We start from the raw sequence: 21,100 nt of genomic DNA, 5'->3' as shown, positions 1-21,100 counted from the left end.
CGGGACGTGCCGCAGACCGACCCCGCGCCCTCCGCCTTCGACGCCGCCACCGCCGTCACCCGCACCGAGGGCGGGGGGCTGCTCGCCGACCTCGACCCCGGCTGGGACGTCGGCGGCGGGGTGCTCAACGGCGGCTACCTGCTCGCGGTGGCCGCCCGGGCGGCCGTCCTGGACAGCCCGCACCCGCACCCGGTCGCGCTGTCGGCGAGCTACCTGCGGGCCACCCCCGGCGGTCCGGCCCGGCTCGCCGTCACGCCGGGCCCGGCCGGGCGCACGCTGGCGCACTCGTCGGTGCTGCTCGGCGACGGGACCGGCCCGTCGCTCGCCGTCCAGGTGACGACGGCGACCCTGGGCGAGGACCCGGCCGACTACACGGTGAACCCCGCGCCCCGGCTGCCGGGTCCCGACGAGTGCGTCGCCACGCGGAACGCCGAGGGCGGGCCGGTGGTCGGGCTGGCCCGGCGGATCGACACCCGGCTGGACCCCGCGACGGCCGGCTGGACCGTCGGCCGCCCGTCGGACCAGCGCGTGCTGCGGGCCTGGATCCGGCTGGCCGACGGCCGTGCGCCCGACCCGCTGGCGCTGCTCCTGTTCGCCGACGCCCTGCCGCCCACCGCCTTCGCCGTCGGCAGGCCCGGCTGGGCACCCACCGTGCAGCTGCAGGTCCTGGTCCGCGCGCTGCCGGCGCCGGGCTGGTGCCTGGTCGAGTCGCGCTCCACCGAGGTCACCGGCGGGTGGTCCGACGAGGAGTGCCGCATCTGGGACGCGACCGGCCGGCTGGTCGCCCAGGCCCGCCAGCTGGCGCGGGTGGCGCGCTAGCCGCCGCTGCCCGGGAGGGCGACCTCGCCGGTGAGGTAGCGCTGCACCGTCGGGCCGATCGCGTCGACGACCTCCTGCGGTGGGGCGGAGGCGAGCGGCTCCAGCTGCAGCACGTAACGCACCAGGACGAGGCCGCCGACCTGGGAGGCGACGAGCGCGCCACGGGCCTCCCGCTCCTCGGCCGGCAGGTCCAGCGAGCCGATCACCCGGCGGATGATCCGCGCGAGCAGGAACTCGCGCAGCAGCCTCGCCGACCACTCGTTGCTGACGGCCGACCGGACCAGGGCGAGGAACGCCGGCCGGGCGGGCCCGTCCCACACCCGCAGCACCAGGCGGACGACCTCGGCACCCAGCTCCTGCGGCGGCGCGGCCAGCACCCCGGGCAGGAACTCGTCCGGATCGGCCGGGGCCTCGACCGCCGCGAGGAACAGCTTCTCCTTGGTGCCGAAGTAGTGGTGCACCAGTGCGGGGTCGACGCCCGCGGCGGCGGCGATCCCCCGGATCGAGGCGCCGTCGTAGCCGCGCTCGGCGAAGGCGGTGCGGGCCGCGGCCAGCACCGCCTCGCGCGTGTCGGGGTTGCCGGGGCGGCGACCGGTGGGCCGCCGGCGGGCCTGGCTCAGCCGGTCCTCCTCCGCAGGGTCGCCGCCGCCAGGGCGAGGGCGAGCAGGGCCGCGCCGGCCACGATGCCGACGTCCGCCCACATGGTGCCCGTCGGCTCCGGGGACCGCCCGACCTCCTGCAGGGCCTCCACGGCGTAGGTCAGCGGCAGGACGTCGCTGACCGCCTGCAGCCAGCCGGCCATCTGCTCGCGCGGGACGAGCAGGCCGCAGAGGAAGAACTGCGGCAGGACGACGACCGGCATGAACTGCACGGCCTGGAACTCGCTGCGCGCGAAGGCGCTGGCCAGCAGGCCCAGGGCGACCCCGAGGACGGCGTCGACGACGGCGATGAGCACCACCGCCCACAGCGGCCCGGCCAGCGCCAGGTCGTAGAGCGTCGTCGCGACGGTGACGGTGACCAGCGCCTGGACCGCCGCGGCCAGCCCGAAGGCGGTGCCGTAGCCGAGGAGCAGGTCCAGCCGCGACAGCGGGGTGGTGAGCAGCCGCTCGAGCGTGCCCGACGTCCGCTCGCGCAGCATGGCGATGCTGGTCACCAGGAACATGACGACGAAGGGGAAGACGCCGAGCATCGTCAGGCCCACCCGGTCGAACACGTCCGGCCCCCCCGGGACCGACGGCAGCTCGGCCCACAGCAGGTACAGCAGCCCGAGCAGCAGGCTGGGCAGCAGCACCAGCATCCCGACCGTGCGGTGGTCGTGGCGCAGCTGCCGGAGCACCCGCCCGGTGGTGGCCGCGGTGAGCCGCGGCGAGAGCGCGGTGGTCACGCCGCCACCTCCTCACGGGCGCGGACCACGCGCAGGAACGCCTCGTCGAGGTCGGCGGTGCCCGACTCGGCCCGCAACCGGTCGGGGGTCGAGTCGGCCAGCAGCTCGCCGTCGCGGAGCAGCAGCAACCGGTCGCAGCGGGCCGCCTCGTCCATGACGTGGCTGGAGACCAGCAGCGTGGTGCCGGCGGCGGCGAGGTCGGCGAACCGCGCCCACAGCTCGACCCGGAGGACCGGGTCCAGCCCCACCGTGGGCTCGTCGAGCACCAGGACCTCGGGCCGGCCCACGAGCGCGCAGGCCAGCGACGCCCGGCCGCGCTGGCCGCCGGAGAGGTCGCCGACCAGCTGCCCGCCGGCGCCGGCGAGCCCCACGTCGGCGAGCGCGGCGTCGGCGTCGCGGGCCGTGCGGCCGTACAGCGCGGCGAAGTGCCGGGCGTTCTCGCGGACGGTGAGGTCGGGGTAGACGCTGGGCGCCTGGGTGACGTAGCCGACCCGGGACCGCAGGCCGGGGGAGCCCGCCGGCTCCCCGAGGACGGTGACCTCGCCCGCGCGCACCCGCTGCACCCCGACCAGCGCGCGCATCAGCGTCGTTTTCCCGCTGCCGCTGGGGCCCAGCAGGCCGGTGACCTGCCCGGGAGGGACGGCGAAGGTCAGCCCGTGCAGCACCTCCCGGCGCCCGCGGTGGACGACGAGGTCGGTGACGGTGACGGCGTCGGTCATGGGTGCTCCCTCGGCGGAACTCAACACCTGATGAAGTCAACGGTAGGTGAGTTCCTCGCGCGCCGTCAACAGGCCGGTCCCCGCCGGGTCGGGAGAGTGGTCAGCGTGCGGTGAGGAGGGCGCGGCCGAGCGCGGTGCCCGACGTCCACGCCGCCTGCACCCGGGACGGCGCGGACCACCCGTCGCCGCAGACGCCGATCCCGCCGGCCAGCCCGAACGGCTCGTCCCGCGCCTGCGCCGGGCGCGCGTGGGTCCAGCGGTGCACCGTCGTCCACTCGGGCGGCACGTCGATGCCCAGCGCGCGGCCGACCGCGGCGGCGACCGGGCCGGCGGCGGCGTCGGGGTCCTCGAGGTGCGCGGCGGCCAGCTCGGCCGTGGTGTGCGCGACCAGCACCGGGGCGCCGTCCCCGCGGCGGTCGCCGTCGTCGGCCACCCAGGTGACCGCCGGGTCGTCGTTGACGAAGGCGCCGTGCAGGTCGGCCGGCCAGTGCCGCCGCGACCACCCGAGGACGACGGCCAGCGAGGGCTCCCACGGGCGGTCGTCGAGCAGCCGCCCGGCGGTGTCGGCGTCCAGCAGCCGGCGCGCCTGCGGATCGGGCATCGCCAGGACGACGGCGGGCACCTCCTCGCCGTCCACCCGCGGACCGGGGCCGACCGCGGCGACCGTGCGCCCGCTCTCCAGGTCCAGGCCCCCGGCGAGGTCGGCGACCAGCGAGCGGGTACCACCCGGTGCGGCGTAGCGGACCGGCCCGGTGGTGGTCGAGCGCAGCCCGTCGGGGCCGGCGACGGCGAAGGTGTCGGTCCACGGCCGGGCCAGGCCGCGGTCCACCCAGTCGCGGACCTGCGTGGCGAACTCCGAGCCGTCCTCGGCGGTCAGGTAGGAGGCGCCCAGGTCGACGGTGCGGTCGTGCAGCGTCCGGGAGGCCATCCGCCCGCCGGGCCGGCGGCCGCGGTCGAGCACGCGGACGGGCACCCCGGCCCCGGCGAGGACGCGGGCGCAGGCCGTGCCGGCGATGCCGGCTCCGACGACGGTCGTGGGGGAGGAGGGCACCGCTCGATCCTGCGGGCCGGACGGCGCGGCCGCGCGGCGGACCGGCTTGGGAGGATCGGCGGGTGCGCCCGAGCCCCGCGACGATCACCGACCCGGACGACCCGCGGGTGGCCGACTTCCGCGACCTCAAGGCGGGCGACCGCCGGCCGGGCACCGAGCGCGGGACCGGCCCGGTGATCGTGGAGGGCGTGCCGGCGGTCGAGCGGCTGCTGGCCTCGCCGTACCGGGTGCGGGCGGTGCTCGGCGTGCCCGGCCGGGTGGCGGCGCTGGACCTGCCCGAGGGGGTCGCGGCCTACGAGGCGGACAGGTGGGTGCTCTCGGAGGTCATCGGCTTCCGGCTGACCCGCGGCGTGCTGGCCTCGGCGGACCGCCGTCCGCCGGCCGACCTGGACGAGCTGCTGGCCGGGCCGGATCCCGCGGCCCCGCGGCGGCTGGCCGTGCTCGAGGCGCTCAACGACGCGGAGAACCTCGGCTCCATCGCCCGCTCGGCCGTGGCCCTCGGCGTCGAGGGGTTGCTGCTCGACCCGCGCTGCGCCGACCCGCTCTACCGGCGCTCGGTGCGGGTCTCGATGGGGCACGTGCTGGCGCTGCCGTTCGCCGTCCTGCCGGACTGGCCCGGCGGGCTGGCGCGGCTGCACGACGCCGGCTACCTGACCGTGGCGCTCACCCCGGCGCCCGACGCCGTCGACCTGGCCGACGTGGACCCGGTCGCGCACCCGCGCACCGCGGTGCTGCTGGGCGCGGAGGGGCCGGGCCTGACGCCCGAGGCGCAGCAGGCCGCGCGGGTGCGGGCGCGCATCCCGATGCGGGCCGGCGTCGACTCCCTGGGCGTCGCCGCGGCCGCCGCGGTGGCCTTCGCGACCCTCAGGTGACGTACTGGAACGGCCCCCCTGCAGGGGCCCGCCGCGAGCCTGCGAGCGGTGGGGGGCAGGGGGGTCCTCACGTTCAGCCGCGGAGCGAGAAGCGGGCCAGGTGCGCCCGGGCCTCCTCGGCGCGGGCCGGGTTGCACATCACGTCGTAGCGGCCGGCGACGATCGCGCTGGCGCTGGTGAAGTCCCGCCGTCCCCGAGTGGCGGCGTAGCCCAGCGCGCCGAACAGCGCGCCGAAGAGCAGGCCGATGAGCAGGCCGGTCACGACCGAGCCGATCCAGGCACCGGGCTCGACGGCGAAGATGCCGAGCAGCAGGCCGACGAACAGGCCCCACCAGGCGCCGCCGGCCGCACCGGCGGCGAGCACCCGGCCCCAGGTGAGCCGGCCGGTGACGCGCTCGACCTGGCGGAGGTCCGAGCCGATGATCGTCACGTTCTCGACCGGGAACTTCTGGTCGGAGAGGTGGTCGACGGCGGCCTGGGCCTGCTCGTAGCTGTCGAAGGAACCGACCTGCACTCCACCGAGGGGCATGGACACCGAAGCTGACATGTGCTCGTTGCTACCCCGGCGGGTTCCGCGGACACCTGCCGGCAGCCGAGGTCCGCGTCACCGACCCGGTGCCGCCACCGCGGCCCGGGCGGTCACGGGACCCGCGGGGCCGTGGGCGGCGAGCCACTCCGCGAGCCGGTCCAGCGGCAGGGGGCGGCTCACGTGGAAGCCCTGCACCAGGTCGCACCCCCAGTCCGCGAGCAGGGCGAGCGTCACGGCGTCCTCCACGCCCTCCGCGACGACCCGCAGGCCCAGGGCGTGGCCCAGGCTGAGCGCGGCGCGCACGATGGCGGCGTCCCCGTCGTCGTCCGCGAGGCCCAGGACGAAGGCCTTGTCGATCTTCACCTCGTGGATGGGCAGCTGCTTGAGGTAGGCCAGGGAGGACTGCCCGGTCCCGAAGTCGTCGACCGACAGCCGGACGCCCAGGGCGCGCAGCTCCTGCAGCACCGCGACCGACCGGCCGAGGTCGGCCATGACGGCGGTCTCGGTGATCTCCAGCGTGAGCGCGGCCGCGGGGAGGCCCGCCCGGCGCAGCGCCTCGCCGACCCGGGCCGGCAGCTCGGCGTCGGTGAGGCTGCGGGTGGAGAGGTTCACCGCCACACCCAGGTGGTGGCCCTGCCGGCGCCACCCGGCGCAGGCGGCCAGCGCGGTGTCCAGGACCAGCGTGGTCAGCGGCCGGATGAGGCCGGTCTGCTCGGCGAGCGGGATGAACTCGTCGGGGCCGACCCGCCCGTGCTCCGGGTGCTCCCAGCGGACCAGCGCCTCGACCCCGGCGGTCCGGCCGGTCGCCGGGTCGGTCTTGGGCTGGTAGTGGACGGTCAGGTCCCCGGCGGCGATGGCGTCGCGGAGCTGGCCGGTCATGCGCAGGCGGTGGCTGGCCCGGTCGGCGGCGCTGTCGTACACCGCCACGTCGGTGCGCTGGTGCTTGGCCGCGTACAGCGCGGTGTCGGCGTGCTGCAGCAGGCCCGCCGCGTCCTCGCCGTGCTCGGGAGCGACGGCCAGACCGGCGGTGACGCGGACGTCGACCGTCAGGCCCTCCACCGGGAACGGGACCGACAGCGCGGCGACCAGCGCCGCCACCCGCGTGCGGGCGTCCTCGGCGTCGGCGACGGCCGGCACCAGGGCGGCGAACTCGTCGTTGCCCAGCCGGGCCACCGACGTCGCACCCAGCCGGTCGGCCAGCCGCCGGCCCACCTCGGCCAGCAGCCGGTCGCCGGTGGCGTGCCCGAAGGCCTCGTTGACGTCCTTGAACCCGTCGAGGTCCAGCAGGACGACGGCCGTCCGTGGCTCGTCGGCCAGCCGGTTGCGCAGCAGCCGCAGGAAGTGCCGGCGGTTGGGCAGGCCGGTGAGCGGGTCGTGCAGCGAGCGGTGTTCCTGGGCCGCGGCCTCGGCCGCGAGCCGGTCGACCAGGTGCGCCTTGTGCAGCGACAGGCCGGCGTGGTTGGCCAGCGAGACGAACAGCCGCAGGTCGGCCTCGCCGAAGGTGTCCAGGTGGTCGGGCCGGTCGGTGACCAGCAGGACGCCGACGACGGTGTCCTCCACCCGCAGCGGCGCGGCGATGCCGTCCCGGGGCGTGCCGTCACCGGCCGGGCGCAGCAGCGGCTCACCGTCCAGGGCGGGCGTCCACCAGGCCGGCGCGGCCTCGAACGGCACCGGGACGACGGTCGTGCCGGTGAGCCTCAGGTGGGTGCCGGGCTCGGTGCCGGTGGGCAGCAGCACCAGCTCGGCGGACTCCGCAGCGAGCTCGTCGCGGGCTTCGACGAGCACGGCCTCGGCCACCCGCTCGGTGCGGACCGCGCCGCCGATGCGGTCGGTGAAGCGGTACAGCGACTCCAGCCGGGCGTGGCCGCGGCTCAGCGTCGAGTAGCCGCGGTAGGCCACGACGAGCACGGCGACGACGACGAGCAGCGGGACCAGGGCGCCGGGGCGGGTGACCAGCAGGACGACGCCCAGCAGCCCCACGCTGGCGTTGCCGAGCGACACGACCAGCACGGAGACGACGGCCTCGCGGAGCGCGCCCTCCGGGAAGCGGCCGGCCTTGACCGCGATGACCCCGATCAGGGTGGGCGCGCTGATGGCCTGGGTGGCCACGATGGCGGTGACCGCCGCGACGAGGCCGCGCACGCTCGTCGGGTCCCCGCCGGCCAGCACCGCGTGGTAGATCGTCTGGGAGAGCGCGGCCTCGAAGGCGAACAGCGCGAGGTTGAACAGCAGGGCCAGCCCGAACCGCCGCTGCCAGAGCAGGCCGAGCGCCGAGCCGAGGACGCTGGCCGCCACGTACCCGGTGGGGTCGCAGAAGGCCAGGCCGAGGACGAGCGGGATCTCGGCGGGGGTCGCCGAGATGGACTCCCGGCGGACCTGCAGGTGCACGACGCACAGCTCGGCGGCGAGGAACAGGGGGACCAGCGCCCACCAGGGGACCTCGTGGCTGGCCACGGCGGCGTCCACGCCCCGCAACGGCCCGGTCACCAGGGCGAGGGCGCCCGCGGCCAGTAGTCCGGTGGCCAGGACGACGACGACGTCGCGCCAACGTTCGCGCGCGGCCACGCAGCCACCTCCTGTCGCCGGTCCGGCAGTTCCTCCTCGGCATCGACAGGGGACCGACGGGTCTTGAGCCGGCCCCCCGGCGACTCACCCCCGAGGGGCGGACGCGCCAGGGGCGGGGAGCCCGGTGGACCCCCCCGCCCCTGAGCTCAGCAGCTCACCAGCCGTCGGCGACCCGCCAGCGGGCCCGTGACCAGTCGTCGGACCGCCAGCGCGCCCGCGTCCAGTCGTCGCCGCGCCACCGCGCGCGCTCCCAGCCGTCGGACTCGAACCGCATCTGCGTCCAGGTCCGGTCGCTCCACGCGATGCCGGTCCACGACGGCGTCGTCCAGGCGACCGGCGCCCAGGCGCCGCCGACCCAGCCGCCGCCCGCCCAGGTGGAGCCGCGCCACACGCCGCCCTGCCAGGCGGTGCCGGTCGTCGACGCGGCCGCCCAGCTGCGGGCGTCCCAGGCCGCGCCGAAGACGTCCTGCTCGCCGGTGAGCAGCGCGCCGGTCAGCGGGTCGGCGATGTGGCTGCCGCCGCGGGAGGCGTCGAGCGAGCCGGTGCCGGTGGAGCGGGCGTGCGTCTGCGTGTAGCCGGGCACCGAGCCCTTCTCCAGCAGCTCGACCGCGCCCTTGACGTCCAGCACGCCGGCGCCCTGCACCGGGCTGGCGTCCCGCATGAGCCGGTCGGCGCTGGCCGCGAGCAGGCCCTTGACCTGGTCCGGCGTCAGCCTCGGGTTGCGCTGCAGGAGCAGGGCGGCCGCACCGGAGACGACGGCTGCCGACTGCGAGGTGCCGGTGCCGCGGAAGAGCCGCTGCGTCGGGTCACCGGGCACCAGGCCCTCGGGGTGGCCGACGTCGGCCCACGAACCGGGCACGCGCAGGCTGACCACGGACTTGCCGGGCGCCAGCACGTCGGGACGGCGGGTCGTCGTGCCGGAGTTGGTCCAGGCGCCGACCGTGTCGTCCTCCGGCTGCGCGGTGCCCCGGTTGTCGCTGGACCCGACCGCGATGACGTACGGGTCGATCGCCGGCATGGTCAGGGGCCGGGGGCCGGACTCGCCGTCGTTGCCGGCGGCCACGACGACCACGATCCCGGCCCGCCAGGCGCTCTCGACCGCGTGGGCCAGCGGGTCCAGCTGGGAGGACTGGGTCGAGTCGGTGCCGTACGACAGGTTCAGCACCCGGATGTCGTGGCTGGCCCGGTTGGTGACGACCCAGTCGATGCCCGCAACGACCTGCGAGACGTCGACGGCGCCGTCGGAGGCGCCGGCCTTGACGTTGACGATCTTCGCGTCGGGGGCCATGCCCGCGAACCACTTCTGGTCGGCCTCGTTGCCGCGCGGGGCCGCGGAGTCGCGGCCGGCGATCAGCCCGGCCATGTGGGTGCCGTGGCCGTAGGCGTCCAGGGAACGGGTGTTGGCGGCCTGCGAGTCCAGCGACAGGTCCGGCCCGTCGACCACCTTGCCGGCCGCGTCGAGGCCCGGCACGCGGGTGACGCCGGTGTCGAGCAGCGCGATGCCGACCCCGTGACCGGTCAGCTTGCGGTTGCCGTCGTTCGGGTCGGACTTGCCCCACACCGTCTGCGCACCGGTGTCGCGGGTGATGCTGAAGATCGAGCCCATGTCGTGGGCGGCCTGCCACGTGCCCGTCGACAGCGTGGCCTGCAGGCCCTCGCCCGTGGTGTCGTCGCCCCAGCGCTCGTCGAGCGGGACCAGGGTGCCGTCCGGGGTCACCGCCCGCACGCCCTCGACCTGGGTCAGCGCCGCCAGGCGGTCGGCCGGTACCCGGGCCTGCAGGCCGTCGAGGACGTCCAGCCGGAGGTCGACCACCCCGCCCAGCCGCTGCACCTCGGCCGCGGCTGCATCGGCGCTCCCCTCCACGATCACGGGCACCAGGGGACCCTCCGGTGCGGTGGCGGCCGCGGCGGTGGGGGTCACCCCCATGCCCACCAGCGTGGCCGAGGCCATCGCCAGCACCGTGGCACGTGCGGCGGGGCGCGGCCGTGCCTCCTTGCCTGGTTGTCTCGCGGTCATGCGAGCCGTCCCCCTTCGTCCGTGATGAGTCCAGGACGACTGTGGGACGTGCACTGCGCATCTGACCAGGTACGGAGCGTGAGATCACCCGATGGGGAGGGCAACCCGCGGGTGCGCCGCAGGGCATCCGCGAGGGAGCCGCAAGGCGGCACCCTCAGCGGTGCCGGCGGACCCCGAAGACGATGTCCTCCCACGCCGGGATGCGGGCGCGCGGGTCCTCGTCGTCGTCCCCGTCGCCGCCCGGGCGGCCCAGGACGACGGTGTCGTGCTCGCTCACGTCGTCCTCGTCGGCGGGCACCGCGGGATCGGTGCGCCGGGTGCCGCTGTCGACGGGCAGCACCCGCCGCACGTCGTCGTCCTGCCCGGTGTCGTCGTCCTCGTCGCGGGCGAGCCGGGACGAGGCGGGCGCGGCCACGCCGTCGTCGTCGGGGACGACGACGGCTACCGGCCGGCCGCGGTGCACGGGGGCGGGCCGGTCGGCCGGCACGTGCGGGACGACCCGGACCAGGCGGGTGCCCTCGGCGAAGTCGGTGGTGGCGGCGTCGACCGGGGTGACGGTGCGCGCGGGGATGTCGTAGGCCCAGCGGGTGACGCCGGACTTGGCGCCGGCCTGCCAGGCGGCGGTGACCTGCCAGACGCCGTCGCCGGCGCGGTGGGCGTCCCAGCGGACGGCGTCGAGGTCGGCGCCGAGCAGCCGCAGCCGCTCGGACATGAACTGCTGCAGCGGGACCGACGGCGTCCCCTCGGACAGCCGCACCCGGGCCTCGCGGGCCTGCTCGGCCACCCGCTCGCGCTCCTGCAGCACGGGGTGGGCGAAGCGCATGATCCGCTCGACCCGGATGCCCGAGGCCTGCGCCACCTGCTCCGGGGTCTCCCCGGCGCGGATGCGGGCCTGGATCACCCGCGGCGGCAGGGTCACGCCGATCTCCACGTCGATCTGCCCCAGCCGGCGGGCGTCCCCGCGCGCCGCGGCGCGGACCCGCTCGTCGACCGGCAGCTCGAAGCGCTCGCCCTCCTCGCCCGGCTCGGCGCCGTCCAGGGCGAGGACCAGGTTCTGGCCGTCGTCGGAGAGGCCCACGAGGCGCAGCGTGCGCATGGGCGGCCTCCTGGTGCGTGCGCGGGGTCGGGGACGGCGGGCGGACCGACCCCGGGATGGGGGAGTCCACTACCGAGGCTATCCGCGCGCGCGGGACCGCGTCGGCAGGCTCGCCCGGCGTGGCGCACCGGTCCCCCCGCGACGTCCCCGGCCCCGTCCCGGGCACCGCCCCGAGCCGGCGAGGGGTGGGGAGGACGGGGCCTCCCTCACGCGTCGGGGCGGTACTCCGCGATGAACTCCGCGTACCGGCGCTGCCCGGTGCCCGAGGCGACGTCGTCCATCCGGAGCACGGTGAGGCCGAGGTAGCCCCACGTCGCGAAGGCCTCCTCGATGTTGTCCCAGCCCTCGTCGGACCGGACCCCGCCGGCCAGCGCGTTCTCGCCCTTGAGCTCGACGCCGGCCCGGTACGCGTGGTCGCCGACCCACTCGACCAGCGTCTGGGCCAGCGAGTACTGCGGCGGGACGTCCTGGTCGTCCATCTCCAGCGCGGTGAAGTGCAGGACCACCTCGCGCCGGCCGCCGTCGAAGCGGTTGGCCAGCTCGACGACCCGCTGGTAGCCGTGGCCGGTCTCCCACGAGTCCAGGTCGACGCTGGTCTGGACGAGCCCGGTGGTCACCTCGGCGGCCCGCGGGTGAGCCGGGTTCGTCATCGACCAGTGGATGCCGGGGACCTTGTAGCCGATGTCGGCCTCCGGGAAGTCCTGCCCCAGGGTGCGGATCACGGTACGGAGCACCCGCTCGCCGTGGTCGACGAGCGAGCCGTTGTACCAGTCCACGAAGTCGCGGCTGTACTGCGTGTCCCGGTACGCCAGGCTGGCGAAGAAGGCCTCGGCGTCCTCGGGCGGGCCGATCTCGTCCACCGACCCGAGGTCGGTGCCCCAGGCCCGGTTGACCGCCTCGAGCGAGCCGTACCGGCGCAGCGTCTGCACCTGCAGGTCGCGCACGGCCAGCGGGGAGTACGCCTGCAGTGCGCCCCGGGTCGGGTAGCCGGTGCCCTCGTCGTGCTGGTTGTAGGAGGGGTAGCGCAGCTCCCCGGACGGGCCCAGCGAGACGTTGACCTCCACGACCTCCTCGGCGTAGCGGTCGCCGTACTGCCGCTCGAAGGCGCGGGTGAAGTCGCGGTACTCGCCCATCACCACCCGGTCGGCCCAGCCCTGCACGCTCTCGGCGCTGGTGTTGCCCTGCTCGCTGCGGTGCTGCAGCCCGGTCGGGCCGAGGAGGACGCCCCGGTGTGTGACGTCGGCGTACTTCTCCCACAGCCACGACGGCAGCAGGCTGGTGTAGTCGTCGCCGACGTTCCCGCCGGCCTGGTGGAAGGACAGGATCGGCGCGAGGTCCAGGCCCTCGGCCGTGATCGCCTCGAACACGCGGTCGTAGTAGGCCCAGTCGAACCGGTTGTCCGCCGCGCCCTCGACGTCGCCCCACCACACGTCGACGCTCACCGCGTCCACGCCGTACCCGGCCACGGCCTCGAGGTCGGCCTCGAACGCCGGCCAGTCGGTCACCTTCAGCGGAGCCATGACGTTGGCGGTGAACTCCGGGTTCCCCAGCGCGACCGGGCCGGGCGGCACCGGGCCGTCGGCAGGGGTGGCTCCGGCGGGGCCGGCGCCGGCCAACAGCAGGCCGACCGCGGACAGGACGACCGTGATGCGCCTCACCCCGACGATGCTGCCGGACGGCCGGCCGGCCGTCGCGGGTCGGCTGGGCCCGGTCGGCGTGTCCCACCCGACACGCGGCCCGCGGCGGCCACCCTTCAGGGCCCCGCCGGCCCCGTTCAGAGGCTCGCCGCGAGCCTGCGAGCGGTGAGGAGGACGGGGTCCTTCTCCGAGGCGTGGGGGGAAGGGTGGTCCTCCTAGAGCTTCCCGACGACGAAGTCGATGCAGGCGGTCAGCGCGCTCACGTCGTCGGGGTCGACGGCCGGGAACATGCCCACCCGCAGCTGGTTGCGGCCGAGCTTGCGGTAGGGCTCCACGTCGACGACGCCGTGGGCCCGCAGCACCTTCGCCACCTCGGCGGCGTCGACGGAGGCGTCGAAGTCGATCGTCCCGACCACGTAGGAGCGGTGGTCGGGGTCCTTCACGAACGGCGTGGCGAACTCCGACTGCTCGGCCCACCCGTACAGCCGGGTGGAGGAGTCCTGGGTGCGCGCCACCGCGCCGGACAGCCCGCCGAGGGACAGCAGCCAGCGGATCTGGTCGGCCAGCAGGAACAGCGTCGCCACCGCCGGGGTGTTGTACGTCTGGTCCTTGCCGGAGTTGTCGACGGCGATCGACAGGTCGAGGAAGCCGGGGACCCAGCGGCCCGAACCCTTGACCTCCGCCACGCGGTCCAGGGCGTCGCGCGACATGAGCGCCACCCACAGCCCGCCGTCCCCACCGAAGTTCTTCTGCGGGGCGAAGTAGTAGACGTCGGTCTGTGAGACGTCCACGGGCAGCCCGCCGGCGGCGCTGGTCGCGTCGATGAGCACCAGCGCGTCGTCGGTGCCGTGCGGCCGCTGCACCGGCGCCATGACGCCGGTGGAGGTCTCGTTGTGCGCCCACGCGTAGACGTCGACGCCGTCGGTCGCGGTGGGCAGCGCCAGCGACCCGGGGTCGGCCTTGGCGATCACCGGGTCGCCGAGGAAGGGCGCCTCTGCCACGCCGGAGGCGAACTTCGCGGAGAACTCGCCGTAGGTGCCGTGGGCGCTGCGCTCGCGGATCAGCCCGATGATCGCGGCGTCCCAGAACGCCGTCGTCCCGCCGTTGCCCAGGACCACCTCGTAGCCGTCGGGCAGGTCGAACAGCTCGGTCAGGCCTTCGCGCACCTGGCGCACCAGGCCCTTGACCGGCGCCTGCCGGTGGGAGGTCCCCATGAGGGTCGCGCCGCTGGCGGCCAGCGCCTCGAGGGCCTCGGGGCGCACCTTCGACGGACCGCAGCCGAAGCGGCCGTCGGCAGGCAGGAGGTCGGCGGGGATGGTGATGCTCATCCGGGAGGACTGCCTCTCAGGGGTCGGGTCGAGCTGTGGCCCCGCTGCAGGGTCCCGCCGCGAGCTGGCGAGTGGTGGGGGGCAGCGGGGTCCTTTTTCAGGCCGGCTGGTCGACGGCCTTGACCGTGATCGTGTCGAAGCCCTCGACCTCCTCGGGCTTGCGCGGGGCCGGGCCGACGTAGCGGGCCGACGGGCGCACGAGGCGGCCGGTGTTCTTCTGCTCGAGGATGTGCGCGCACCAGCCGGCGGTGCGGGCGCAGGTGAACATCGAGGTGAACATGTGCGCCGGGACCTCGGCGAAGTCCAGGACGATCGCGGCCCAGAACTCGACGTTGGTCTCGATCGGGCGGTCGGGACGGCGCTCGCGCAGCTCCTTGAGCGCGGCCTGCTCCAGCGCCTGGGCGGCCTGGAAGCGCGGGGCGCCCAGCTCCTCGGCGGCCTTGCGCAGCACGCGGGCGCGCGGGTCCTCGGCGCGGTAGACGCGGTGGCCGAAGCCCATCAGCCGCTCGTTGCGGTCGAGCAGGCCCTTGACGTAGGTCTCGGCGTTCCCGCTCTGCTCCACGCCGTCGAGCATGTGCAGCACGCGGGACGGGGCGCCGCCGTGCAGCGGGCCGGACATCGCGCCGATCGCCCCGGACATGGCGGCGGCGACGTCGGCGCCGGTGGAGGCGATGACGCGGGCGGTGAAGGTGGAGGCGTTCATGCCGTGCTCGGCGGCCGACGTCCAGTAGGCGTCGACGGCGGCGACGTGGCGGGGGTCGGGCTCGCCGCGCCAGCGGACCATGAAGCGCTCGACGATCGTGGCGGCCTCGTCGACGCGCGCCTGCGGGACGGCCGGGACGCCGATGCCGCGGGCGGACTGCGCGACGTAGGACAGCGCCATGACCGCGGCGCGGGCCAGCTGGTCGCGGGCGGTCTCGCTGTCGATGTCCAGCAGCGGGCGGTAGCCCCAGAACGGGGCCAGCATCGCCAGGGCGGCCTGGACGTCGACGCGCACGTCGCCGCTGTGCACCGGGATCGGGAACGGCTCGGCCGGCGGCAGGCCCGGGCCGAACTTGCCGTCGACCAGCAGCGCCCAGACGTTGCCGAAGGTCACCCTGCCGGCCAGGTCCTCGATGTCGACACCCCGGTACCGGAGCGAGCCACCGTCCTTGTCCGGTTCGGCGATCTCCGTCTCGAAGGCGATGACGCCTTCCAGGCCTGGTACGAAGTCGTCGGCCATCTCGCATGCTCCTCTGCGCGCGGGACTCGTGCGCGCACGAGGGGCGGCGCACGACTGCGGTTGCGACCCTAGGCCGTGCCGACGCGCCGGGGACAGGCGGGGCGGGGAGGGCCGCGCGCCCGTCCGGCGGGCGGTGACGGCACGGGCCGCGGGCCCGGCTGGGAACATGAGGTGGTGGCCGACCTCTCCCGCATGCGCAGGGACTACGCGACCCGGGGGCTCCGCGAGGACGACCTCGCCGGCACCTGGGTCGAGCAGTTCGACCGCTGGTTCGCCGACGCCGTGGCCGCCGAGCTGCCCGAGCCCAACGCGGTCGTGGTCGCCACCGCCGACGCCGACGGGGCCCCCGACGCGCGGATCGTGCTGGTCAAGGGCTACGACGAGGCGGGGTTCGTCTTCGCCACCAGCTACGCCTCCGCCAAGGGCGCCCAGCTCGCGGTGAACCCGCGGGCCGCGCTCGTCTTCCCCTGGCACGCGCTGCAGCGCCAGGTCCGGGTGACCGGACGGGTGGAGCGGGTCGGGGAGGCCGCCAGCGACGACCTGTGGGACCCGCGCCCCCGCGGTGCGCAGCTGGCCGCCGCGGCGTCGGTCCAGTCGACGACGGTGGACTCGCGCGCGGAGCTGGTGGAGCGGTTGCGCCGACTGGACGCCGAGACGCCGGAGGACGAGAAGCTGCCGCGCCCGGCGGTCTGGGGCGGCTACCGCGTGGTGCCCGACTCGGTCGAGTTCTGGCAGGGCGGGGCCGACCGGTTGCACGACCGGCTCCGTTTCGTGCGCGACGACGCGGAGGGGGGCGGCTGGTTCGTCCAGCGCCTCGCGCCGTGAGCGGGCCGGAGCGCGGACATCGCAGCGAGCGACGAGCGGAGCGTCCCGCGGGAGCGGACCGGTGACGGTGTGAGCGGTCCTCCGGGAGCGCCCCACCCGGTCGACCCGGTCGAGGGCGGCGGCCCCGTCGAGGAGCCGGTGCCGCTACCGCCCCGGGGCCGCCGCCGCGCCTGGACCATCGACACGACCCCGCTGCAGGACCCGCACTACCGGCGGCTGTTCTGGGGCGTGGCGGCCACCATGGTCGGCCAGCAGATGACGCTGGTCGCCGTCCCGTTCCAGGTCTACGCGCTGACCGGCTCGTCGCTGCTGGTCGGCGTGACCTCGCTGGTGGCGCTGGTCCCGCTCATCGTGTTCGGCCTGGTGGGCGGCGCGATCGCCGACTCGATGGACCGCCGGCGGCTGATGCTGGTCACTGGGGTGGGGTCCGCGGTGACCAGCGCGCTGCTGGCCGTCCAGGCGCTGCTGCCCGGCGGTGGACACCTGTGGCTGCTGTGGGCGCTCACCGCCGCCCTGTCCGGGTTCACCGCGGTCAACCAGCCGACCCGCAGCGCCGTCATCCCGGCGATCGTCGGGGCCGAGGGCGTGCCGGCGGCCAACGCGCTGGCCATGACCGTGCGCCAGGTCGGCGTCATCGTCGGGCCGCTGCTGGCCGGCCTGCTCATCGGCTTCGGCAGCCTGCCGGTCACCTACGCGGTCGACGCGCTCGGGTTCCTGGTCGCCGTCCTGCTGCTGCGCGGCCTGCCGCCGCTGCTCCCCAGCCGGGACGCCGTGCCCCTGCGGCTCGGTGCCGCGGTGCGCGGGGTGGGGGAGGGCTTCGCCTTCCTGCGCACCCAGCCGGTGCTGCTGATGACCTTCGTCGTCGACGTCGTCGCGATGCTCTTCGCCTGGCCCCAGGCGGTGTTCCCCGAGCTGGCCGCCGGCCGGTTCGCCGACTCGCCCAACGGCCTCGGCTGGCTGTTCGCCGGCATCTCGATCGGCGCGCTGCTCATGGGGGTGACCTCGGGTTGGGTGTCCCGGGTGGACCGGCAGGGCGCGGTCGTGGTCGTGGCGATCGCGGTGTGGGGCCTGGCGATCATCGGGTTCGGGCTCGCTCCGACGCTGTGGCTGGCGGTCCTCTGCCTGGCCGTGGCCGGCGCCGGCGACATGGTGAGCGCGGTGCTGCGCTCGTCGATGCTGCAGCTGGCCGCGCCGGAGGAGATGCGCGGGCGGATGCAGGGGGTCTTCCTGGTCGTCGTCGCCGGCGGGCCGCGGCTGGGCGACCTACGGGCCGGCGCGGTGGCGAGCGCGGCCGGGGTGACCGCCGCGATGGTCTCCGGCGGCGTGGTCGTGGTCGTCGCGATGGCGGTCGTCGCGCTCGCGGTGCCCTCGTTCTGGCTCTTCCGCGCCTCCCGCTCGGCGCAGCCCTCCACCCGGGACTGAGGACGTCGAGTCCCACGGACTCGTGGCGATCCCGGCCTGATCACCACGAGTTCGCAGCACTCGATGACGAGGGGCGCCAGGGCGGCCCCGGCAGGGACCCGCCGCGAGTTCGCGGGCGGTAGGGGGGCAGGAGGTCCTGTCTCAGGCGGCGGAGGCCGCCGGGACGACGTGCAGCCCGACCGCGACGTTGCCCGCCGTGGCGCGCGAGTAGGGGCAGACGGTGTGCGTCTTCTCCATGAGCCGGAGCGCCTGCTCGTCGTCGAGCCGGGGGAGCCGGGCGAAGAGGTCGACGCCGAGGCCGAAGTCGCCGGGGGCTCCCCGCAGGAAGTGGACCTGGGCGGTGACCGAGGAGCCCTCCAGGGCCTCCGGGGTCAGCCCGAGGTCGCGCAGGCCGAAGCGCATGGCGCTGTGGAAGCAGGCGGCGTAGCCCGCGGCGAACAGCTGCTCGGGATTGGTGCCCGGGCCGCCGTCCCCGCCCATCTCCGCGGGTCGGGACAGGCTCGCGGTCAGCCGGCCGTCGGAGGTGCCCACCTCCCCGGTGCGGGCTCCGGACGCCGTTGCCTCGGCCGTGTAGACGCGATCCATGGGCACCGTCCTACCCGCTGCGAGGAACCTGCGCAGGTCGATCGCCCGGCCGGCCTCGCCCGCCCCCGAGAGGGGCGAGGACCGGCCGGGAGTCCACATCCTCCTGAGTCCGGTCCGGCCGCTGCCACCGGGGCGTCAGGCGAGGGCGTGCGCGACGACCCGCAGGTCGGCGACGAGGGCGTCGTAGGCGGCCGCCCGTGCCTCGTCGGGGGTGCGCAGGATCGCCGAGGGGTGCGTGGTCGCCAGCATCCAGGTCTGGTGCGGGGCGTCCTCGTCCTCGTCGGCCGCGGCGGCGAACAGCGTGTCGGCGCCCGGCGGGGTCCACGGGAGCAGCTGGCCGCGCTCCTTGGTGATCCGGAAGGACGGCGAGATCAGCGCCTTGGCGGCGGTGGCGCCCAGGCAGACGACGACCTCGGGTTGCAGGACGGCGAACTCCGCCTCCAGCCACGGCCGGCAGGCCCGCAGGTGCTCCGGGCCGGGCGTCTGGTGGATCCGCCGCTTGCCGGTCTGCGTGAAGCGGAAGTGCTTCACGGCGTTGGTGATGTAGGCGTCGCTGCGCTCGATGCCGGCGTCGCCGAGCGCCCGGTCCAGCAGCCGGCCGGCCGGGCCGACGAACGGCTCGCCCTTGCGGTCCTCCTGGTCGCCGGGCTGCTCGCCGACGAACACGACGCGGGCGGTCTCCGGCCCCTCGCCGAACACCGTCTGGGTCGTGCCCTGCCACAGCTCACAGGCCTTGCACCCGGCGGCCGCCGCCCGCAGCCCGTCCAGCCCCACGCCGGTCGGCGGCTGCGCCGGCACGTTCTCCTGGCTCATGCCCCGATGACACCCCACGCGGCGTCCCGGCGCGACAGCAGCCGGCCGATACCGTTGCCGCCGGCAACGGACGGGGGCAGGAGGACGGGTGCTCGAGTTCGACGGGCTGCACAAGAGCTACGGGCCGAACCGGGTGCTGGACGGCGTCTCCTTCGCCGTCGCGCCCGGCTCCATGTTCGGCTTCTGCGGGTCCAACGGCGCCGGCAAGACGACGACGATGCGGATCGCGCTCGGCCTGGTCCGCGCCGACGCCGGTGAGGTCCGCTGGCAGGGGCGGTCGCTGGACCAGGCGCTGCGCCGCCGCATCGGCTACATGCCGGAGGAGCGCGGCCTCTACCCCAAGATGCGGGTCGGCGAGCAGCTGGCCTACTTCGCCCGGCTGCACGGGCTGGACGGCGCCGCGGCCGCCCGCGCCGCCGAGCACTGGGCCGGGCGGCTCGGCCTCGGCGAGCGCCGCCGTGACCCGGTCGAGAAGCTGTCGCTGGGCAACCAGCAGCGGGTGCAGCTGGCCGCGGCCCTGGTCAGCCGGCCGGAGGTGCTCATCCTCGACGAGCCGTTCTCCGGCCTGGACCCGGTCGGCGTCGACGCGCTGGCCGAGGCGCTCCTCGAGCAGGTCCGCGGCGGCGTCCCGGTCGTGTTCTCCAGCCACCAGCTCGACCTGGTCGAGCGGCTCTGCGACGCCGTCGGCATCCTCGCCCGCGGGTCCATGGTCGCCGCCGGACCCGTCGCCGAGCTGCGCCGCCGCGAGTCCGGCCGGCTGCTGCGGGTCGTCGTCCCCGACGCGCCGCCGGGCTGGGCGGCCGTGCTGCCCGGCGTCCGGGTGGTGTCGGAGCAGGCCGGCGACACCCTGCTGGAGCTCGGCCCCGGCGCCGACGACCAGGCCGTGCTGGCCGCCGCGCTGCGCACCGGGAGGGTCGCGCACTTCGCCTGGCGGGAGCCCAGCCTGGTCGAGCTGTTCCGCGAGGCGGTCGCCGAGCCGGCCGGCGAGGCGGCAGCGTGACGTCGTCCGGTCCCCGCACGCCGGGCAGCGCCGCGCTGGTCCGGATGGTCGCGGCGCGGGAGGTCTCCAGCCGCCTCCGCGACAAGAACTTCATCGTCAGCTCGGTGGTCATCCTCGTGCTGCTGCTGGGGATGATGGGCTTCCAGGTGGCGGTCAGCGGCGGCGACGAGCCCAGCCGGCTCGCCGTGGTCGCCGACGACGGCCGGCTGGGGCCCGCCCTCGAGGCGCAGGGCGAGGCCGTCGGAGTCGACGTCGAGGTCGTCGACGTCCCCGACGAGGCCGCCGCGCGGGCCGCGGTCGAGGCCGAGGAGGTCCAGGCCGCGCTCGTCGACGGGACCGGCCCCGCCCCGGAGCTGGTGCTGGCCGACCGGGACCCCGCGCTGGAGGCGGTCGTGGGCGGCGCGGTCAGCGGGCTGGCCGTCTCCGACCGGCTGCTGGAGGCCGGCGTCGACCTGCAGTCCCTCCCCGAGGTGGCGGTCAGCCCGATCGGCGGCGAGGAGGGCGACGGCCAGCAGGTCGTCGTGGCGATCATCGGCGTGGTCCTGCTCTACGGCCTGCTGATCCTGTTCGCGCAGTTCGTCGCCCAGGGCGTCGTGGAGGAGAAGGCCAGCCGGGTGGTGGAGCTGCTGCTGGCCACCATGCGGCCGTGGCAGCTGCTCGCCGGCAAGATCCTGGGCCTGGGCCTGCTCGGGCTGGGGCAGATCGTCGTCATCGCCGTCGTGGGGGTGACCGGCGCGCTGGCCCTGGACCTGGTCGACGTCCCCGGGGAGCTGATCGGCACCGTGGCCTCCGTCGTGGCCTGGTTCGTCCTCGGCTACGCCTTCTACGCCTGCGTGTTCGCCGTGGCGGCCTCGCTGGTCAGCCGGCAGGAGGACCTCGGCAGCGTCCTCGCGCCGGCGTCCATGGTGCTCGTCCTCGGGTTCTTCGTGGCGCTCCAGGCGGCCGGCGACCCCGACGGCACGCTGGCCACGGTGACGTCCTTCGTGCCCGGTCTCTCGCCGCTGGTGATGCCGGTGCGCCAGGCGGCCGGGGAGGTGACGGGAGGAGAGGTGGCGCTGGCCGTCGTCCTCATGCTGGTGACCATCGCGCTGGCCGTCCGGCTCGGCGGGCGGGTGTACTCCGGCGCCCTGCTGCGCACGAGCGGGAAGACCAAGCTGCGGGAGGCGCTGCGCGCCGAGCGCGGCTGAGCGCCGCCACCGGGTTGCCTCCCGCCGGC

General features: G+C 75.9%; 19 protein-coding genes. 6 read left to right on the top strand and 13 right to left on the bottom strand.

Features of this window, described 5'->3' with window-relative positions; genetic code table 11:
• Nucleotides 1-6: 6 nt before the first annotated feature.
• On the top strand, nt 7-819 hold the full coding sequence (locus BLR12_RS02210) for a thioesterase family protein (protein ID WP_091372858.1): 813 nt from the start codon (nt 7-9) through the stop codon (nt 817-819).
• On the opposite strand, the gene BLR12_RS02205 is transcribed toward BLR12_RS02210, so the two are convergent.
• The 4 genes from BLR12_RS02205 to BLR12_RS02190 all read right to left on the bottom strand — a co-directional run bounded on the left by BLR12_RS02205 (nt 816) and on the right by BLR12_RS02190 (nt 3,973).
• Complete coding sequence (locus BLR12_RS02205) at nt 816-1,376, bottom strand: TetR/AcrR family transcriptional regulator (protein WP_091372855.1); 561 nt, start codon at nt 1,374-1,376, stop codon at nt 816-818. The genes BLR12_RS02210 and BLR12_RS02205 overlap by 4 nt on opposite strands.
• Before the next feature lie 59 nt (nt 1,377-1,435).
• Nucleotides 1,436-2,203 carry an ABC transporter permease gene (locus BLR12_RS02200; protein WP_091372853.1) on the bottom strand — a complete coding sequence of 256 codons (768 nt, stop codon included), beginning with the start codon at nt 2,201-2,203 and terminating at the stop codon, nt 1,436-1,438.
• Entirely contained in the window at nt 2,200-2,922 is a 723-nt protein-coding gene (locus BLR12_RS02195; RefSeq protein ID WP_091372851.1) for an ABC transporter ATP-binding protein, read from the bottom strand. The genes BLR12_RS02200 and BLR12_RS02195 overlap by 4 nt, the downstream gene beginning before the upstream one ends.
• Nucleotides 2,923-3,022: 100 nt before the next feature.
• Nucleotides 3,023-3,973, bottom strand: a complete 951-nt coding sequence (locus BLR12_RS02190; RefSeq protein WP_091372849.1) for an NAD(P)/FAD-dependent oxidoreductase — start codon at nt 3,971-3,973, stop codon at nt 3,023-3,025.
• Nucleotides 3,974-4,035: 62 nt separating this feature from the next.
• Between BLR12_RS02190 and BLR12_RS02185 the strand changes: the two genes are divergently transcribed.
• A complete protein-coding gene (locus BLR12_RS02185; RefSeq protein WP_091372846.1) occupies nt 4,036-4,845 on the top strand; it encodes a TrmH family RNA methyltransferase in 810 nt (269 codons plus the stop codon).
• 73 nt (nt 4,846-4,918) lie between these two features.
• Here BLR12_RS02185 and BLR12_RS02180 read toward each other — a convergent pair whose 3' ends face one another.
• From BLR12_RS02180 to BLR12_RS02150, 7 genes are all read right to left on the bottom strand, one after another.
• The gene (locus BLR12_RS02180) at nt 4,919-5,374 is read right to left on the bottom strand and encodes a YflT domain-containing protein (protein ID WP_255363246.1); all 456 of its coding nucleotides are present in this window, start codon (nt 5,372-5,374) and stop codon (nt 4,919-4,921) included.
• 75 nt (nt 5,375-5,449) lie between these two features.
• On the bottom strand, nt 5,450-7,939 hold the full coding sequence (locus BLR12_RS02175; protein WP_091372841.1) for a putative bifunctional diguanylate cyclase/phosphodiesterase: 2,490 nt from the start codon (nt 7,937-7,939) through the stop codon (nt 5,450-5,452).
• A gap of 154 nt (nt 7,940-8,093) precedes the next feature.
• The gene (locus BLR12_RS02170) at nt 8,094-9,890 is read right to left on the bottom strand and encodes a S8 family serine peptidase (RefSeq protein ID WP_143018680.1); all 1,797 of its coding nucleotides are present in this window, start codon (nt 9,888-9,890) and stop codon (nt 8,094-8,096) included.
• A 220-nt stretch (nt 9,891-10,110) separates the two neighbouring features.
• On the bottom strand, nt 10,111-11,052 hold the full coding sequence (gene sepH, locus BLR12_RS02165) for a septation protein SepH (RefSeq protein ID WP_091372836.1): 942 nt from the start codon (nt 11,050-11,052) through the stop codon (nt 10,111-10,113).
• Nucleotides 11,053-11,258: 206 nt separating this feature from the next.
• Nucleotides 11,259-12,710, bottom strand: a complete 1,452-nt coding sequence (locus BLR12_RS02160) for a family 14 glycosylhydrolase (RefSeq protein WP_255363245.1) — start codon at nt 12,708-12,710, stop codon at nt 11,259-11,261.
• A 194-nt stretch (nt 12,711-12,904) separates the two neighbouring features.
• Nucleotides 12,905-14,017 (bottom strand): phosphoserine transaminase, encoded by a 1,113-nt coding sequence (serC, locus tag BLR12_RS02155; protein ID WP_091372833.1) that lies wholly within the window; start codon nt 14,015-14,017, stop codon nt 12,905-12,907.
• A gap of 97 nt (nt 14,018-14,114) precedes the next feature.
• Entirely contained in the window at nt 14,115-15,239 is a 1,125-nt protein-coding gene (locus tag BLR12_RS02150) for a citrate synthase 2 (protein WP_091372830.1), read from the bottom strand.
• A gap of 174 nt (nt 15,240-15,413) precedes the next feature.
• Between BLR12_RS02150 and pdxH the strand changes: the two genes are divergently transcribed.
• Together pdxH and BLR12_RS02140 are read left to right on the top strand one after the other, a co-directional pair.
• The gene (pdxH, locus tag BLR12_RS02145) at nt 15,414-16,064 is read left to right on the top strand and encodes a pyridoxamine 5'-phosphate oxidase (protein WP_091372828.1); all 651 of its coding nucleotides are present in this window, start codon (nt 15,414-15,416) and stop codon (nt 16,062-16,064) included.
• A gap of 138 nt (nt 16,065-16,202) precedes the next feature.
• Complete coding sequence (locus BLR12_RS02140; protein ID WP_255363244.1) at nt 16,203-17,486, top strand: MFS transporter; 1,284 nt, start codon at nt 16,203-16,205, stop codon at nt 17,484-17,486.
• A gap of 141 nt (nt 17,487-17,627) precedes the next feature.
• Here the strand turns inward: BLR12_RS02140 and BLR12_RS02135 are convergent, their stop codons facing one another.
• Both BLR12_RS02135 and BLR12_RS02130 read right to left on the bottom strand, forming a co-directional pair.
• Nucleotides 17,628-18,071, bottom strand: a complete 444-nt coding sequence (locus tag BLR12_RS02135) for an organic hydroperoxide resistance protein (RefSeq protein WP_091372822.1) — start codon at nt 18,069-18,071, stop codon at nt 17,628-17,630.
• A 135-nt stretch (nt 18,072-18,206) separates the two neighbouring features.
• On the bottom strand, nt 18,207-18,884 hold the full coding sequence (locus tag BLR12_RS02130) for a UdgX family uracil-DNA binding protein (protein ID WP_091372819.1): 678 nt from the start codon (nt 18,882-18,884) through the stop codon (nt 18,207-18,209).
• Between the two features lie 88 nt (nt 18,885-18,972).
• Here BLR12_RS02130 and BLR12_RS02125 point away from each other — a divergent pair, with 88 nt between their 5' ends.
• The gene (locus BLR12_RS02125) at nt 18,973-19,884 is read left to right on the top strand and encodes an ABC transporter ATP-binding protein (RefSeq protein ID WP_091372815.1); all 912 of its coding nucleotides are present in this window, start codon (nt 18,973-18,975) and stop codon (nt 19,882-19,884) included.
• Nucleotides 19,881-21,071, top strand: a complete 1,191-nt coding sequence (locus tag BLR12_RS02120; RefSeq protein ID WP_091372812.1) for an ABC transporter permease — start codon at nt 19,881-19,883, stop codon at nt 21,069-21,071. The genes BLR12_RS02125 and BLR12_RS02120 overlap by 4 nt, the downstream gene beginning before the upstream one ends.
• Nucleotides 21,072-21,100 lie beyond the last annotated feature (29 nt).

The sequence above is a fragment of the Geodermatophilus sp. DSM 45219 genome (assembly GCF_900104025.1).
GTDB lineage: Bacteria > Actinomycetota > Actinomycetes > Mycobacteriales > Geodermatophilaceae > Geodermatophilus.
Note: the sequence above shows the minus strand (reverse complement) of the source record. Positions and strands in the feature narration are given on the sequence as shown.